Annotated in this window: 13 protein-coding genes, 1 tRNA gene and 3 pseudogenes; 10 read left to right on the top strand and 7 right to left on the bottom strand. The window is 41.1% G+C overall.

The window, feature by feature from the left end:
- Positions 1-109 precede the first annotated feature (109 nt).
- Positions 110-1192: a mannose-1-phosphate guanylyltransferase gene (locus ACGHVY_RS22040; RefSeq protein WP_390601582.1), complete on the bottom strand. Its 1083-nt coding sequence runs from the start codon at positions 1190-1192 to the stop codon at positions 110-112.
- A gap of 164 nt (positions 1193-1356) precedes the next feature.
- On the opposite strand from ACGHVY_RS22040, the gene ACGHVY_RS22035 reads away from it, so the two are divergent.
- A tRNA-Leu gene (locus ACGHVY_RS22035) sits at positions 1357-1440 on the top strand.
- Positions 1441-1512: 72 nt separating this feature from the next.
- Here the strand turns inward: ACGHVY_RS22035 and ACGHVY_RS22030 are convergent.
- A pseudogene (locus tag ACGHVY_RS22030) lies at positions 1513-1905 on the bottom strand (Crp/Fnr family transcriptional regulator); the annotation flags it as partial.
- Between the two features lie 233 nt (positions 1906-2138).
- Positions 2139-2471 carry a PDDEXK nuclease domain-containing protein gene (locus ACGHVY_RS22025; RefSeq protein ID WP_390601580.1) on the bottom strand — a complete coding sequence of 111 codons (333 nt, stop codon included), beginning with the start codon at positions 2469-2471 and terminating at the stop codon, positions 2139-2141.
- A 142-nt stretch (positions 2472-2613) separates the two neighbouring features.
- Between ACGHVY_RS22025 and ACGHVY_RS22020 the strand changes: the two genes are divergently transcribed.
- The 3 genes from ACGHVY_RS22020 to ACGHVY_RS22010 are packed head-to-tail and all read left to right on the top strand — an operon-like array spanning position 2614 to position 6177.
- Entirely contained in the window at positions 2614-4227 is a 1614-nt protein-coding gene (locus ACGHVY_RS22020; RefSeq protein WP_390601321.1) for a tyrosine-type recombinase/integrase, read from the top strand.
- Positions 4224-5171, top strand: a complete 948-nt coding sequence (locus ACGHVY_RS22015) for a tyrosine-type recombinase/integrase (protein ID WP_390599543.1) — start codon at positions 4224-4226, stop codon at positions 5169-5171. Before ACGHVY_RS22020 ends, ACGHVY_RS22015 begins: the two co-directional genes overlap by 4 nt.
- On the top strand, positions 5164-6177 hold the full coding sequence (locus ACGHVY_RS22010) for a tyrosine-type recombinase/integrase (protein WP_390599542.1): 1014 nt from the start codon (positions 5164-5166) through the stop codon (positions 6175-6177). The genes ACGHVY_RS22015 and ACGHVY_RS22010 overlap by 8 nt, the downstream gene beginning before the upstream one ends.
- Positions 6178-6310: 133 nt before the next feature.
- Here the strand turns inward: ACGHVY_RS22010 and ACGHVY_RS22005 are convergent.
- A pseudogene (locus tag ACGHVY_RS22005) lies at positions 6311-7204 on the bottom strand (PDDEXK nuclease domain-containing protein); the annotation flags it as partial.
- Between the two features lie 25 nt (positions 7205-7229).
- Complete coding sequence (locus ACGHVY_RS22000) at positions 7230-7886, bottom strand: site-specific integrase (RefSeq protein WP_390602064.1); 657 nt, start codon at positions 7884-7886, stop codon at positions 7230-7232.
- 345 nt (positions 7887-8231) lie between these two features.
- On the opposite strand from ACGHVY_RS22000, the gene ACGHVY_RS21995 reads away from it, so the two are divergent.
- From ACGHVY_RS21995 to ACGHVY_RS21970, 6 genes and pseudogenes are all read left to right on the top strand, one after another.
- On the top strand, positions 8232-8576 hold the full coding sequence (locus ACGHVY_RS21995; RefSeq protein WP_308745939.1) for a hypothetical protein: 345 nt from the start codon (positions 8232-8234) through the stop codon (positions 8574-8576).
- Between the two features lie 979 nt (positions 8577-9555).
- Positions 9556-10179: pseudogene (locus ACGHVY_RS21990) on the top strand (hypothetical protein).
- 194 nt (positions 10180-10373) lie between these two features.
- Entirely contained in the window at positions 10374-11057 is a 684-nt protein-coding gene (locus tag ACGHVY_RS21985; RefSeq protein ID WP_308745940.1) for an energy transducer TonB, read from the top strand.
- Between the two features lie 170 nt (positions 11058-11227).
- Positions 11228-11851, top strand: coding sequence for a hypothetical protein (locus ACGHVY_RS21980; RefSeq protein WP_308745941.1), 624 nt, complete (start codon positions 11228-11230; stop codon positions 11849-11851).
- A gap of 47 nt (positions 11852-11898) precedes the next feature.
- A complete protein-coding gene (locus tag ACGHVY_RS21975) occupies positions 11899-12462 on the top strand; it encodes a cob(I)yrinic acid a,c-diamide adenosyltransferase (RefSeq protein WP_308745942.1) in 564 nt (187 codons plus the stop codon).
- A 73-nt stretch (positions 12463-12535) separates the two neighbouring features.
- Positions 12536-12757 (top strand): DUF2795 domain-containing protein, encoded by a 222-nt coding sequence (locus ACGHVY_RS21970; protein WP_002558131.1) that lies wholly within the window; start codon positions 12536-12538, stop codon positions 12755-12757.
- Positions 12758-12839: 82 nt separating this feature from the next.
- Here ACGHVY_RS21970 and ACGHVY_RS21965 read toward each other — a convergent pair whose 3' ends face one another.
- Both ACGHVY_RS21965 and ansB read right to left on the bottom strand, forming a co-directional pair.
- The gene (locus ACGHVY_RS21965; protein ID WP_390601577.1) at positions 12840-14027 is read right to left on the bottom strand and encodes a porin; all 1188 of its coding nucleotides are present in this window, start codon (positions 14025-14027) and stop codon (positions 12840-12842) included.
- 15 nt (positions 14028-14042) lie between these two features.
- The gene (gene ansB, locus ACGHVY_RS21960; RefSeq protein WP_308745944.1) at positions 14043-15101 is read right to left on the bottom strand and encodes an L-asparaginase 2; all 1059 of its coding nucleotides are present in this window, start codon (positions 15099-15101) and stop codon (positions 14043-14045) included.
- Between the last annotated feature and the right edge of the window lie 27 nt (positions 15102-15128).

Here is a 15128-nt window from a genome sequence, read left to right as displayed (position 1 = left end):
AGAACGGTGAACAAACTGCATGATTACTTGCAGGGCGTTCACCGTTTACTTTTTAGTCTGCGATTATCTTATCCGGTCTATTTTTTGTTCCGGCCTTCGATTGAATCTATTAAATAAAATCATCGCCCAGTTGCATTTGGGCATCATTCACATATTTACGGATAGCATGTTCTTCATCTTTGCGGCAAATCAGCAGGACGTTGTCCGATTCTGCTATCAGATATCCTTCCAATCCGTCAATTACGGCCAGTTTCCCTTTTGGAAGCACTACCATATTATCTTTACTGTTATAGATCTGTGAATGGCACTTCAGCGTAACATTGCCTTCCATGTCTCTTTCCGATAAATCATAAAGCGATCCCCAAGTTCCAAGATCAGACCAACCGAAATCTCCTAAGGATACATATACATTATCCGCTTTTTCCATAATGCCTATATCAATGGATACATTGGGACATGCGGGAAAATTCTCTTCAATGAATGCCTTTTCCGCATCAGTAGCATAAATATCCTTTCCGGGCGCCAGTTTGGAAGCCAGTTCGGGCAATAACTCCTCACTTGCCTTGATGATAGAATTAACATTCCACATAAACAACCCGGAATTCCAATAGAACTCCCCGCTCTCCACAAAAACTTTGGCTAATTCCAGTTCCGGTTTTTCGGTGAACGTCTTTACTTTATAGAAATTGTCACCGGCAGGTTCATCGATTTGTATATATCCGTATCCGGTTTCCGGACGGTTGGGTTTGATTCCTAAAGTGAGTAGTTTTTCCGAGCGTGAAACAAAATCCAGACCTTTTTCAATAGCGGCAAGAAATTCGTCCTCTTTTAAAATCAGGTGATCCGAGGGGGCAACTACGATATTGGCGTTTGGGTTTAGTGCTTTGATGTGGTAGGAAGCCCATGCGATGCATGGAGCGGTATTTCTTCTAGCGGGTTCCAGTAGAATCTGTTCTTCGTTCACTTCGGGCAATTGCTCCTTCACTAAGTCCGCATACATTGTGTTGGTAACGATAAGAATATTTTCTGTTGGAATAACCTTTTGGAAGCGGTCAAAAGTCTGTTGCAAGAGTGAGCGACCGGTTCCGAAGAAATCTAAAAATTGTTTGGGCAATGTTTTGCGGCTAAACGGCCAAAAGCGGCTTCCAATGCCGCCACCCATGATCACGCAATAATTATCCTTATTTGTCATGACAGTGACTCTATTTTAAAGTTTCTGCTAATGTACGGTTTATTCTCTGAATAGAGAAGTGTTTAAGACATGTTTTATTATTTTTTTCTCCTTTTTTTTGCCAAACTATTGTAGATTCAAAATAATGTCGTATCTTTGCACCGCAATTGAGAAATCAAGCATGCGCCCAGATGGCGGAATCGGTAGACGCGCTGGTCTCAAACACCAGTGGATTCACTTCCATCCCGGTTCGACCCCGGGTCTGGGTACTGAAGCGGAGAAAGTTGAAAAACTCTCTCCGCTTTTCTTTTCTACTCCTCGTAACTCGTTGGTTTGCTGATAGATTGTTCAACAAGCGTACATTTTAGTTGCATGGTTTCTACATTTGCAGCAAAGAATTCCTCCACTTTTGAATAGGACATATAACAAATCTTTGTATCGTAAACGGCTTCAATTGTTACTAATGACGGTTGATTGGGTTCTATAAGTGTGCATAAACTTCCTGCAAATTCTCCGGAGAAAGTATATCCTACTATGTGTATGTTTCCTTTTTCATCCACACGAGTATATCTCAATAAGCCGTGTTCAATATAAGCTCCCTGATGATTCACTTTGCCTTGAATAGTGAATCGTTCGCCCTTTTTGAGTTCGATATAAGTACCATGTTCCAAAATGAACTGCTTTAGCTGTTCTAATTTCGAATGGTTGGCGTATTGTGAGTTAAAATCTTCCATACTATAAACTAATTACAATTGAAATATAGAATAACTTCGTGAGTTGTTCTCTTAAAAAGGAAAAATAGATTCCTAACTTTATCAAAACATCTTCCTCCCTTTTTATAAATCCATTTTATTGTGAGTTTAGTTTATGCTTTTGTATATATATCCAAAACGAACTAAACTTATTTCTATTGACTGAAAGTATATGCTGGCGAAAGAAGAAACAATCTTTTTTCTTTTCGCCAATTTTAAAGTTTGTAACTCTCATAGTTTGAGGAAGAAATGAACTCTTTTATTTCTTCTTCTGTTGGAAGCTCTATCCTATACTTCTGTACAAAGATATTTGGGTCTAACCCGGCAGTGGCATACTTTACCAATGTATCTCCTTTTTCGGTACACAGCAAAATACCGATAGGTGGGTTATCATCCGGCTGCATCACTTCTGCTTTAAAATAGTTCAGATACATATTTAGTTGCGAAGCATACTCATGGCGGAACTTGTCTATCTTCAACTCATATGTTGCGTAGCCATTTATGTTGGCTTCTAACTCTAATCCTTTGTATATAAACAATCTCTTCATTTTCTACACAACATAAATTTAGCTGCAAAAGAAGCTAAAAGTCTCCATTTGACCAAACTTACTTGCTCTAAAAAGCATATAACTCGCCTTAATTCTTCATATTTAGGAAACAGCCTAAGTATTAACTTTAAAAAGAAGAATTATGCTTGAAACAATCATTCGACGCAAATGGTACTTGCAAAAGCACCTCGACGCTCCTTTATTGAAGGAACGTGAAAACTATCTTGCTTTCATGGCTGAAAAGCGCAACTACAGCCATAATTATCTGCTTTCTTTGGCAGATTATCTACTACTGATAGTCACAAGCCTCAAGCTTGAAGATGGCTTCTCTGAACAGGTCCCTATCAGTAGCATCAAGGACGCCGCCATCACATGGTCAAAGACAAAAAAGAACCATCCGATGAAGAGAAAGGACAACAGTCCCAGCAGTGTTCGAAAATATATGGATATTGCTTTTTCATGGCTTGCCTACATAGGCAAGTTAGATGGCATCTATACAAATAATGCTATTATTTTGAACCGCCTTTTTACCCGTAAACATCATAAGTTACGTTATCTCACCTATCCTTTGTTAAAAGAACGGGCTGAGTATCTTCAAATATGGGAAGACAAAGGTGCGGCTACACAAACACTACGGGATATAGCCGCATACCAACTTCATTTAATTGACTATCTGCATGTTGAGGACAGACGCATGGTCAGTATTGAGGATATCCGAGAATCCGCTGACAGTTGGATGACTGTACAGAAGCCCGGTGTAAGAGATGCATCCGGGATATACGCAAGAAGACGTTTTATATCATATACTACCAGTTGGTTATCTTATATGGGTCAGCTTATATGTGAAGATGATGCGTTTCCCTTTAAAGAACATGTGATGGAATATCTTGATTGGCTGAAACAAAACAAAGGCTATTCTTCAAGCACCACCGAAGGCAGATACAGTCAGCTCAAAACGATGATGCTGAACTTAAAAGTCGACGGATTGAAAGATATAACGTCTTCAGTTCTTGATGACTATATACGTAAGAGACATGATGAGGACGGTTGTAACAGAAGAACGATAGCCGATACCGTCACTGTCCTTCGTGGATTTTTCAGATACGCAGAAAAAAAAGGTCTGTGTAATCCCGGACTTGTGTATAGCTTAAAAGCCCCGAGAGTATATGCCCATGAAAACCTGCCTTCGTTTGTCCCTTGGGAGACAGTTCAAGATATCCTGCAATCCAAAAAGGATGCCGCCGGGACAGGTGTCAGGGATTATGCCATATTGCTTCTTTTGACTGTCTATGGCCTTCGTTGCAGTGAGGTGACAAACATGAAGTTGAAAGATATAGACTGGCGGAATGAAACGCTGTATTTAAGACGGGCCAAGAACTGCAGGCCACAAGTGCTACCTTTGCTTCCCATCGTTGGCGATGCCATTATCAGATACATCAAAGAGGCACGCTTTAATAAAAGCGGAAACGAATACCTCTTTTTATGCAGACGTGCCCCTCATGAACAGCTTTCCACTTCGACTATATACAAGCTGGTCAGGGACGAACTGAAAGGCAAAGGACTGGAGTTGCGCCATTACGGGCCGCACAGCCTGCGTCATACTTGTGCCACACGCCTTATCAACACCGGGCATTCCTTGAAAGAAATCGCAGATTTGCTGGGGCACATCGGGCTTGATACCACACGCATATATGCCAAAGTCGACATTAAGAACTTACGTAAGGTTGCTGACATGGATTGGGAGGGCTTGCTATGAAACTGAATGAAATGACAGAACTTTATATAAGTTACAGACGGGCTTTGGGAGAAAAGTTCAAGACAAACGCGCAAGCATTGCGTTCTTTTATGAAGCATATCGGTGGCGATACGAATCCGGCGGAACTGACAGTAGGACAGGTCGAACCCTATTTATATTATCCCACAGGAACGGTCACTGCCGGCTGGTTCATAAGGCACACAGCCTTAAAGGGCATGTTCCAATGGGCCATGTCACGGGGTATAATGAACAATGTACCCCTTCCCGCAGACTTGCCCAAGCGTTTGGAGCACATGACACCTTATATTTATAGCAAACCGGAACTGCAACGGTTGTTCCGCTCAGCCATGGAATATCAGAAAAACCGGAGTAAAATCCATCCTGAATGCATGAAGATGATACTGCAACTGACCTATTTTCTTGGATTGAGGCTCCACGAAACGATGTCTTTGAGAATAAGAGACCTGAACCAACCGGATTTGTATGTGCATATACGAGAATCGAAATTTTACAAGTCACGGATTGTCACATACAACCATAAGGTTGGAGAGTTGATTGATACTTTTTTGAAATGGAGAGAGAAACAAGGCATGTGCTGCGTACCCGAAAGCAAACTCTTTTTAGATAAGAAAGGCTTGGACATGCATATAGACACCGTGAGAGGTGCTTTTGAAAGAATCAGGGAACATGCCGGTATCTCCCGTTCGGATAAATCCCCCTTTCAGCCAAGATTACATGACCTGAGGCACACCTTCGCCGTCCATCGGCTTACTTCATGGTATAGGGAGAATCAGGACGTCCAACAGTTGCTCCCTGTGTTGAGCACATATCTTGGACATACACATTTATCCCATACGTCAGTCTACCTGACCATGACCGATGGACTGCTGGGAGAAGCAAACAACCGTTTTGAATCATACATAAAACAAGGAAAAGATGAATGAAGAAAATAAGTTTTATGCCGGATACTGGATACGAAGGTTTCTTTGTGAATATCTGACAAATATACGTAACCTGTCTGCCAATACGCTTAAATCGTACCGGGATGCGATCAGATTGCTGATGCCTTTTATTGCCAAGTGTGTGAAAAAAGAAGTGGACAAGATACTCCTTACTGATATTACAGATACCAGGGTTGCCAACTTCCTGGAAAGTCTTGAAAAAGACAGGTCATGTTCAATCAAGACCAGAAATATCAGACTGGCTGCTTTTTGTTCTCTTGCAAAGTATGTATCCGCCAACAGTCCGGAGCATATAGAATGGAGTCGAAATATAAGAAACATACCTGTCAAAAAGACCAGGAGGACTTTGATAACGTACCTTGAAAAAGAGGAAATGAATGCACTACTGGACGCACCAGATAAAAGTACAAGCCAAGGGTGGAGAGATTATGCCCTCTTACTTTTTTTGTATAATACGGGAGCGCGGGCAGAAGAAGCTGCTACTTTATTGATAAGGGATTTATCCCTACCCAAGAAAAAGGGCTTGGCTGTAGTGACTATAACGGGCAAGGGAAATAAAACAAGAAGATGTCCATTATGGCAACATACCCGTGAGGCACTATCTTCCATTATCAAAAACAGAACAGAGGATGACCATGTCTTTTTAAACCGAGTTGGACAACCAATAACCCGCTTTGGCATCTATGAGATGGTAACCCGTTATGCAGAAAAGATAGAAGATAAGATGCCTACAATTAAAAAGAAACGCGTCAGTCCGCATACAATCAGACATACAACCGCAACCCATCTACTCCAATCAGGTGTTGATATCAATACTATCAGAGCTTGGCTTGGGCATGTATCCATTAATACGACCAATATTTATGCTGAAGTTAATATGGAAATGAAGGCGAAAGCGTTGTCAAATTGTGAAATAGAGAAGAAGTATAAAGTGAAAAGCCATTGGAAGGACGATAAAAAACTAATGGATTTTTTGGATAGTCTGTGATATTATGCCAACTTTGCGTAGAAATTTATGTTGTGTAGAAAATGAAGAGATTGTTTATATACAAAGGATTAGAGTTGGAAGCCAACATAAATGGCTATGCAACATATGAGATTTTATGTTGTGCACAACATAACAACTCCACAATAACATGACATTTCAAAATGCGATGATAGAACACAAGGTCGGCAAAGAAATAATCTTCATCAATCAAGATGCGTTTTTGTCGGGCTTCAAAGCAGAAGCCATGTCCCATTTCCAATAGGAAGCGTTGCAAGTTGTCAAGAATGGATTGTTCCAAATCGTTTTCCGTCACTAATGCACGTTCATTCAACCCTAAGAACTCCAAAGTAACAGGGGTATTGATAACATCTTTAGGTTGTAATAAGGTTGCTTGTTGCTGGACTAAAGCGGAGAGGGCTTCTTTGTTTTTGGATAGTCCGCTACGTTCGTAATATAAAGATGCGATTTGTCGCTCCAACTCCTTTACAGACCAGCAGCTACGAATAGTTTCCATTTCATAGAAAGCACGTTTTACCGGGTTCTCAATTCCCGATATAGTGTTTAAATGGGTGGAAGATAATCTGTTGAATAATCTATCAGCCGGAATCATCCATGTTTCAGTTTGTGGGTATTCTGTTGATAGTTTCCAAACGCCATTTTCAGATTCGGCGGTCACTAACCGCCGAATTGGTTCAGTAAATTCGGCGGTCAATGACTGCCGAATTTGAATTTGTGATGCAATGTATTGTGTAACAGGTTCTTTTAATTGTGGATAAACAAGGTACAACCGCCTAAATTCACGGAATCTACGTTCATTCAGACCTTTTGTTTTCAGTCGTTGTTCCAGCTTCTTTAACAGTTGTTCACCGTAGGCGGCACGGTCTTCTCCGTTCTGCTCAAATTCCACAATATAGCAACCCATAAGCCAGTTACGGGAAGTAAGGGCAAGGTTTACAGCGTGTGCAGCTTGTGCCTGCAACGTGTTCTGTATCGTGCTGATATGTTTTACTAATGCTTCAAAGTTCATAGTTACAAAGATAAGTCTTTTATGATTAAAACTTTAGTTCGGGCAAGCTGTTTATTGCTTTCTCTTTCAATTTATCCACCACACGGGTGTACTTTTCCGTATGCTTTAATCCGCTATGACCTAAAAGGCTGGCTACGGTTTTGACATTTGCCCCATTATTCAGAATGTTCACGGCAAGCGAATGTCGGGTGCAATGCCAGCTTATATGTTTGTCTATTCCGGCTCTCTTTACCCAACGCTTTACTGACTTACAACAGCTTTCGTAAGTAGGCAAATCGAATATTAAACAGTTTTTATCTGCCGTGGCTTCACCAATGATAGACAATAGACCGTCATTCAGAGGAATAACCACACCGCTACTGGCAGAATGTCCCTTTGTCTTGCTTTGTTCAAACTTCAATAACCGATTAGCGTAATCCACATTCTTATAGGTAAGGTCTTTTACATCACAGAATCGCAGACCGCAGTATAAGCAGAAGATAAAAGCACGTCTGACATTCGGGTTCTCGTTGTCATAATGGCAAGCCGCCAACTTTTGGATTTCTTTGGGAGAGAGAACATCTTTCCGAAGCATTTCTTTAAACTCCTGTTCACGCTCTGCGCGTATCTTTGTGGCAAGCTCCAATGTTTCTTTGTTCTGTTGGCGTTCTGCTGGGGTGCGGGGCTTATCTATCAGATACAGACTAAGGTTTTCTTTTCTACCTCTCGTAACTCATTGGTATTGGGAAGGCGAAGATTGGTGGGGAAATCGCACAATCTACAACTTGAACCTTCAAAAAGGATGGAATATGGTCGTCGAAAAAACAGAATAACGAAATAATTCCGTAACCAACTTGATGCCTTCGGGCATGAAATGGAAGCAGGGCAGGTGGATAGGAGGGAGATAAAACATACTTATTTATGTTTTAGATTTATTCTTCGTTAGATAAATAATGTGAAAACAGTGCTCTTTTCTTTGAACCGGAATTAACTTTCAGTCATTTGTGAGGTCTAACATACATTATTCATTTAATAATATGTTAGAATTATGAGAAAGCAAATTTTAAGTTTGGTTGTTGTGTTCTTGATTGGCTCAACTGTATGTATGGCTCAGAACCGTCAAAAAGGGAAAGTTGATAGAGAGAAGCGTATGGAGCAAATGATCACTGACTTAGGACTGAATGAAAAGCAGGCTAAGGATTTTAAAGCTGCAATGGAAGAAATGAGACCTGCAAAGAGTAACTCAGGTGAAAGGCCTTCACGCGAAGAGATGCAAAAAAAGAGAACAGAGGGGGAAGCTAAAATAAAAAGTATCCTGACTGATGAACAATATAAGAAGTATCAGGATATGCGTAAAAAGGAAAATGCAGATAGAAAGAAGAGAACCAAATAAAGTATCATAAATGCAACTATAATATAATTGCTGTTCATCAATTTCACCTGATTCTCGAAATACCGATGAATAAGGTGATAGCGGGTGAAAGCAAGGGGTGAATTTAGGTGAAACCGGACATTATCGGTTTCACCTTGTTTTTTTCAAAATATCCCTTGAGCTAAAACCAATATCATTATAGCTAATCCGGATATGATTATAGCTAATGAAAATATGCTTATAGCAAATATGCTGTCAGGTATTAATAGATGAACTGTCGGATATTAACATCTTAGTTGTCAGGTATTAACACCTTGGAACTCATCTGTTAATACTTGAATTGGTATATCTATATATTCAACAGATTACATCTATATACTCACCGTATTGTATCTATATATTCAGCACGGTGGATCTATATGTCCAGCAAATAAATAAATTCAACAGGTGGAATCGAAAATGGAAGGCTTCACCTTGTTTTTTCCTATGCTTTCACCCGCTATCTCCTTATTCATCGATGTTTCAGATGTAAGGTGAAACTGGTGGAACTTATGAATCAAAAGTTTATGTTATACTTATGAGAATCAGTAGTTGAAAACAAATCTGACACGTGGGTTAAAGAGTGCGTAGTGTGGGCTGAGCATCATTAGCACGTAGGCTGAGTAAAACAGAGCCTGCATTTTAGTAAAATAGAGCCTGTGTTTTAATGAAACGGAGCCTGTGTTTCCGGAAAATAGAGGCTCTATTGTAAGTAAAAACAAGCTCTGAAAAAAGAGGCAGCACTCATATCCATTTTTGCTTTCAGGTGTGCTTTCAGCCAAAAGTGTCGATGAAAAGGGGGCTTTTTTAAGGTGGCTGAAAGCTGAAGCCCCTTTTTATTAGTGTGTATATTGAAAGTAGTAAGAATAAGGGGAACAGCCGGATAAATCCACTTGCTGTTTCCCTTCGGGGTTTGCTAGCCTCTGAAATAAAATTAATTCTTTTGGTGTGTGCAATCTTGATGGTTGCATGCACTACAAAAACAAAAAACGGATTAACGGATTCCGGTTTGAAACGAAGTGACTTCCTGGCAGATGTGGACGGGGGAAGAACAAACCTATTTGTATTGAAAAACAAGAATAATATGAGAGTATGTGTCACCAACTTTGGAGGACGGATTGTATCCGTTATGGTTCTGGACAAGGATGGTGTGATGCGTGATATCAGTACCGTGTATTCAAGGGAGTACAAAAGAACGCCCAAGAACTCGCACTGACCTATTTGTCAAAGAATAGCGAAGAGTATTTCCCTGGCGACTTGAATTGTACCGTAACTATGACGCTGACAGATGATAATGCCATAGACATCAATCAATCAGGTATGTGCCTCTTTGGAATCTCCGGTCACAGGTATTATACTGGATGTCTGCACGAATGAACCCGGACTTCAGGTTTATTGCGGCAATTTCTTGGACGGATCTTTAAAAGGCAAGAAAGGTATTGTTTATAACTTCCGTTCGGCTGTTTGTCTGGAAACGCAAAAGTATCCGGATACACCGAACAAACCCGAATGGCCTTCGGCAGTGTTAAGACCCGGAGAGAAGTATGATAGTCATTGTATCTATAAATTTTCGGTGCGTAAGTAGTCGTTTTTATTCATAAATTTTATCCAAAAGAAGGAAAAAGAATAAAATAAACAAGAACTAGTGTGACAAGTTATCCATAAAAATACTATATTTATTGCAGCTAGAGAGCACTTTAAGTAATGCTTAAGAGGAAAGATGAAAAGTAGTATATATACTATATATTTTCTATTATTAATTACTTAAACACATTTTTTATGGAAGCCAAAAAGTCAAAAAAGGCTGCAATAGAGAACCAACGTGGTTCTTGGTTGCTGATGGGTGTGATTGTTGCGCTTGCTTTCATGTTTGTTTCGTTCGAATGGACACAGCATGATGTGAGATTAGCAGCAAATTCGTTAGCTAACGACCCCATCTTTGTAGAGGAGCTTGTTCCAATTACGTTCCCTGATGAGAAACTGGAACCGCCTCCACCTCCGGAAGTTAAACCGTCAGAATTGATCGAAATAGTAACTAACGAACAAGAGGTAACGGATGCAGTTACAACAGTTTCTGAAGATCAGGGGCAACCTTACGAAGTCATTTGGGTTCCGCCTGTCGTGGAAACAGAAGTGGTGGATGAGATTGAAATACATGAACATGTAGAAACCATGCCGGAGTTTCCTGGAGGTATGACCGCATTGATGAAGTATTTGGGTAGTAATATCAAGTATCCGACGATTTCACAGGAAATGGGTTCAGCAGGACGGGTAATTGTCCAGTTTGTTGTAAACAAAGACGGTTCAATTGCTAATCCGACAGTGGTACGAGGGGTAGATGCCTATTTGGACAAAGAAGCTATCCGTGTGATAAGCTCTATGCCGAAATGGACTCCCGGAGTACAGAATGGCAAGAAAGTACGAGTGAAATATACTGTACCTGTGGTATTCAGACTACAGTAGTAACTTGGAATAGATGAGTAATGAGGGTTGGCTCCGTAAGGAGCCAACCCTTTTCTAATGAAATCCACTTTCTTTAATTACCGGATATTATAACATTTCTTTCCCGGTTTGCTTCTGTGAAATAAAAAAACATATCTTTGCGTTACGAATAAAAAACGAATGATGGTTTTATGAATTTTCTACTCTGTATAAAAAGACCTTTTATCTGGCTTTCCCGTTTCCGTTATCGTTGCGGATATGGCGTACATTCACCTTTTGCTTTCAGTCTGATAACAGATGTGATATATGAAAAAATGCCTTACTATGCTTACGATTCTTTGAAAAAGGAACAGAAAAAGCTGGTAAGAGAGCGTGGGTACAGTAAAGGTACACAAAAGGTAAATCGTTTTTTGTTCCGGCTGGTGAATAAGGTGCAACCTGCCACTATTGTCGAAGTTGGTTGTCCTTCGGTGGCCTCACTTTACCTTCAATCGGCTAAACCTTCTGCTGAGTATCTTTTTGCTTCCGACTTGTCAGAATTGTTTTTGGATGCAGACGTTCCGCTCGATTTCCTCTATTTGGATGATTATCGGAATCCGGAATTATTGGAAGAGGTATTTAATATCTGTGCGCGGCGGACTACTTTGAAAAGTGTATTTGTCGTACATGGCATCTGCTATTCGAAAGAGATGAAAGCGCTTTGGCGGCGACTGCAGGAGGATGAGCGCGTAGGGATTACTTTTGACTTATACGACCTCGGCCTGCTCTTTTTTGATAAAACAAAAATAAAACAGCATTATATCGTCAACTTCTGAGAACCTTTGTACGTTTATCTTATATAGATGACTAAAAAAAGAACATTATGAAAAAGAGCCTTGTATATACAAAAACCGGTGATAAAGGGACTACCAGCCTGGTTGGCGGTAGCCGTGTACCGAAAACACATATCCGTTTGGAAGCCTACGGGACAGTGGACGAATTGAACTCTCATTTGGGGTGGCTACATACTTATCTGTTGGATGAAGCAGACCGTGGTTTTATCTTGGGTATTCAGCATAAATTGTTTGCTATCGGTTCTCATCTTGCCACCGATCAGGAGAAAACGCAATTGAAACCTGCCAGTATCATTACTTCAGAAGATGTGGAAAGCATTGAACATGAGATTGATAAACTGGATGAGCAACTGCCGGAACTTTGTGCATTTATTATTCCGGGCGGAAGTCGGGGAGCATCTGTTTGTCATATTTGCCGTACTGTTTGTCGGAGAGCGGAAAGACGTATTCTGACTCTATCCGAAACTTGTACAATTTCCCCAAAAGTGTTAGCTTTTGTCAACAGATTATCAGATTATTTGTTTGTTTTATCCCGAAAGATTAATTTTGATGAACAAAACAACGAAATATTTTGGGATAATAGTTGGAAATGATAGATTTTATTATACTTTTGCCGAAAATTAGAAAGCAAGACAAATTTAGTATTCACTTTAAATACTCAAAATTATGTATTGGACATTGGAACTAGCATCAAAACTTGAAGATGCTCCCTGGCCGGCAACCAAGGATGAATTGATTGATTATGCCATGCGTTCGGGTGCTCCTCTTGAAGTTATTGAGAATCTCCAGGAGATGGAAGATGAGGGCGAAATCTATGAAAGTATCGAAGATATTTGGCCGGATTATCCTAGTAAGGAAGATTTTTTCTTTAATGAGGAAGAGTATTAATTCTTATTGAGAACGAACATATAAAAATACCCGGTAGCTGTACAAGAGCTACCGGGTATTTTTATGTCTTACTGTCTGTTTTCTAGAACACAGGCATCTGCCAGATGAATCCTACTGAAATACGGTTGGTACTGTAATTCTCCTGTCCCAATACTTTGGCGCGGGAAGTGAAATCGTACGAACGTCCTACGTAGGTGACGAAGAAGTGCAGGTTGGTTTCCATCGGATAAAACTCGACCCCTGCCAGGTAACCCCAGGAAGTGCGGTAATTTCCTTTTTCTACTCCTTCGGACGCCTTGGTGACTGAAGCCGTCTCATACATACCTTTCACAAAGGCGTTCCATTTCGGCAAAAAACGATAGTTGCATTTGGCTACTACAGAAAGATAACCTGCGTCAAAAGCATTATGTCCGCCCGGACGACCTACGATATTGGTAATGATACCTTTACGGTCGATATCCTCTTTCGAATACATGAAATCCACAAAAGCATTCCATTTTCCCAGGTTCAGTTCGTTTCCCAAAGCATAATAATACATATTATGGCTCTTGGCTTCGTTCATGACGGAAGCTGACCAGCGGGTCTTGAATACATTATTAAAATTACCGTTCCAGTTCAATGTATAAACCAAAGGCATTTTGCCGGACTTCAAATCGGGGACATTTCCTTCTGCATCTTCCGTGATTCCGTAGGTGCTGTCGAAAGAACCGTTACGGCTGTTCAGTACTTGCAGGTTAAGTTGCTGGTCGGGCGTGACATTATAGCCGACATTCAATCCGGTCATGAAGTTACTCATGTACTCAATCATGTCACAGTATTGGTAGACATCAATCGGGTTCAGGTCGAACTCGAAACCACCATATGCCGTACATTGCTTTCCGGCGAAAAGATTGAACTGGTCGTTCAGCTTGATGCCGATGCCGGCGTAGTCGATGGAAGTCGGGAGATTGTCAATCATGCCGTTTGCGTCGTTCGATCGGTTGAGGCGTTGGCGGTAACGGTAAGAGAGCCAGTTGTTGATATTCCCTTTCGCTTCGATGCGGAGCTGGTGCATATTGAAATCACCTTCCTGGAATCCATCTTGGAAGTGAGCATCGAAGCTACCTTGCATATTCAGATAAAGATTGAACTTATCCGTCTTCTTTTTTACGTCCGTCAGTTCTTCAAATAAGGGAGTGTTGGGTGAGAATTTATCTTTTTTCTTTGTTTCTTGAGCATATACTCCCTGCATGCTGCCCGCCAAGAGCAGCATAAGTATTAATTTTTTCATAAGTCGGTCCGGTTTTTAGTATTCGTTAAAGTACTGCTGAATTTGGCGCCAGTCGGTGGTTTTGGTTAATGCGAGCATTAGCAAAACACGGGATTTTTGTGGATTCAGTTCCTGTGAAGCGACGAATTGATACTTGGCATCGTCTACTTCTGCATCGAGGGTGGTAGGCCCGGTCGGTACACGGGAAGAGCGGACAACGAGGATTCCCTTTCTTCGGGCGTCTATTAATGACGGGAAGATGTTCTTGTGGATATTCCCGTTGCCGACTCCTGCATGGATGATTCCTTTGTATCCGTTGTTGAGCAGGGGAGTCATCATATCCGCTTCGATGTTGGAGTAGCTATATACGATACCGACTTTAGGCAGTGAAGTAAGATGCGTTACATCGAATACAGACTGAGTTGTATGTTTTTTGAGCGTCACTTGATTGTAGAATACTTTTCCGTTCAGCACATACCCCAGTGCACCGGAGTTAGGAGCCTGGAAAGTCTCAACGTCGACGGTATTCATCTTTACCGTGCTTTCTGCTCCCAGGATAAGTCCGTTCATGGCTACCAATACGCCTTTGTCTTTGGATTCTTTGGCGGCGGCAGTAACGACGGCATTATAAAGATTCAACGGACCGTCAGCACTTAACGCAGTGGAAGGACGCATAGCGCCTACCAATACTACCGGTTTGTCGCTTTTAACGGTCAGGTTCAGAAAATAAGCGGTTTCTTCCATCGTATCCGTTCCGTGAGTGATGACGATGCCGTCAATATCCGGGCGTTTCAACAGCTCATTGATTTTCTTGGCAAGTGTCAGCCATACTTCATCGTTCATGTCCTGCGAGCCGATTCTTACAATCTGTTCGCCTGTCACGTTAGCGATGTCTTTAATCTCGGGAACAGCATCGAGCAATGCGCCGATGGCAACTTGTCCTGCCGTGTAGCTGGTTCCGGTAGCAGAACTTCCCGTACCGGCAATAGTTCCACCGGTGGCAAGAATATGAATATTCGGTTTTGCGGCAAAAGCCATCGTTACGGTAAGTAGCAGGGCGGTTACTACCAGACCAATTTTTTTGAATTGTTTCATAACTGAATGAAGTTTAGGTTAATAATA

The sequence above is a fragment of the Bacteroides sp. f07 genome, from assembly GCF_042854785.1.
Taxonomy (GTDB): Bacteria; Bacteroidota; Bacteroidia; order Bacteroidales; family Bacteroidaceae; genus Bacteroides.
Note: the sequence above shows the minus strand (reverse complement) of the source record. Positions and strands in the feature narration are given on the sequence as shown.

Excerpts from the sequence above, each read along its gene's own strand:
- ACGHVY_RS22040 (WP_390601582.1), bottom strand. The coding sequence starts at position 1,192 with ATGACAAATAAGGATAATTATTGCGTGATCATGGGTGGCGGCATTGGA.
- ACGHVY_RS22025 (WP_390601580.1), bottom strand. The coding sequence starts at position 2,471 with ATGAAGAGATTGTTTATATACAAAGGATTAGAGTTAGAAGCCAACATA.
- ACGHVY_RS22020 (WP_390601321.1), top strand. The coding sequence starts at position 2,614 with ATGCTTGAAACAATCATTCGACGCAAATGGTACTTGCAAAAGCACCTC.
- ACGHVY_RS22015 (WP_390599543.1), top strand. The coding sequence starts at position 4,224 with ATGAAACTGAATGAAATGACAGAACTTTATATAAGTTACAGACGGGCT.
- ACGHVY_RS22010 (WP_390599542.1), top strand. The coding sequence starts at position 5,164 with ATGAATGAAGAAAATAAGTTTTATGCCGGATACTGGATACGAAGGTTT.
- ACGHVY_RS21995 (WP_308745939.1), top strand. The coding sequence starts at position 8,232 with ATGAGAAAGCAAATTTTAAGTTTGGTTGTTGTGTTCTTGATTGGCTCA.
- ACGHVY_RS21985 (WP_308745940.1), top strand. The coding sequence starts at position 10,374 with ATGGAAGCCAAAAAGTCAAAAAAGGCTGCAATAGAGAACCAACGTGGT.
- ACGHVY_RS21980 (WP_308745941.1), top strand. The coding sequence starts at position 11,228 with ATGAATTTTCTACTCTGTATAAAAAGACCTTTTATCTGGCTTTCCCGT.
- ACGHVY_RS21975 (WP_308745942.1), top strand. The coding sequence starts at position 11,899 with ATGAAAAAGAGCCTTGTATATACAAAAACCGGTGATAAAGGGACTACC.
- ACGHVY_RS21970 (WP_002558131.1), top strand. The coding sequence starts at position 12,536 with ATGTATTGGACATTGGAACTAGCATCAAAACTTGAAGATGCTCCCTGG.
- ACGHVY_RS21965 (WP_390601577.1), bottom strand. The coding sequence starts at position 14,027 with ATGAAAAAATTAATACTTATGCTGCTCTTGGCGGGCAGCATGCAGGGA.
- ansB (WP_308745944.1), bottom strand. The coding sequence starts at position 15,101 with ATGAAACAATTCAAAAAAATTGGTCTGGTAGTAACCGCCCTGCTACTT.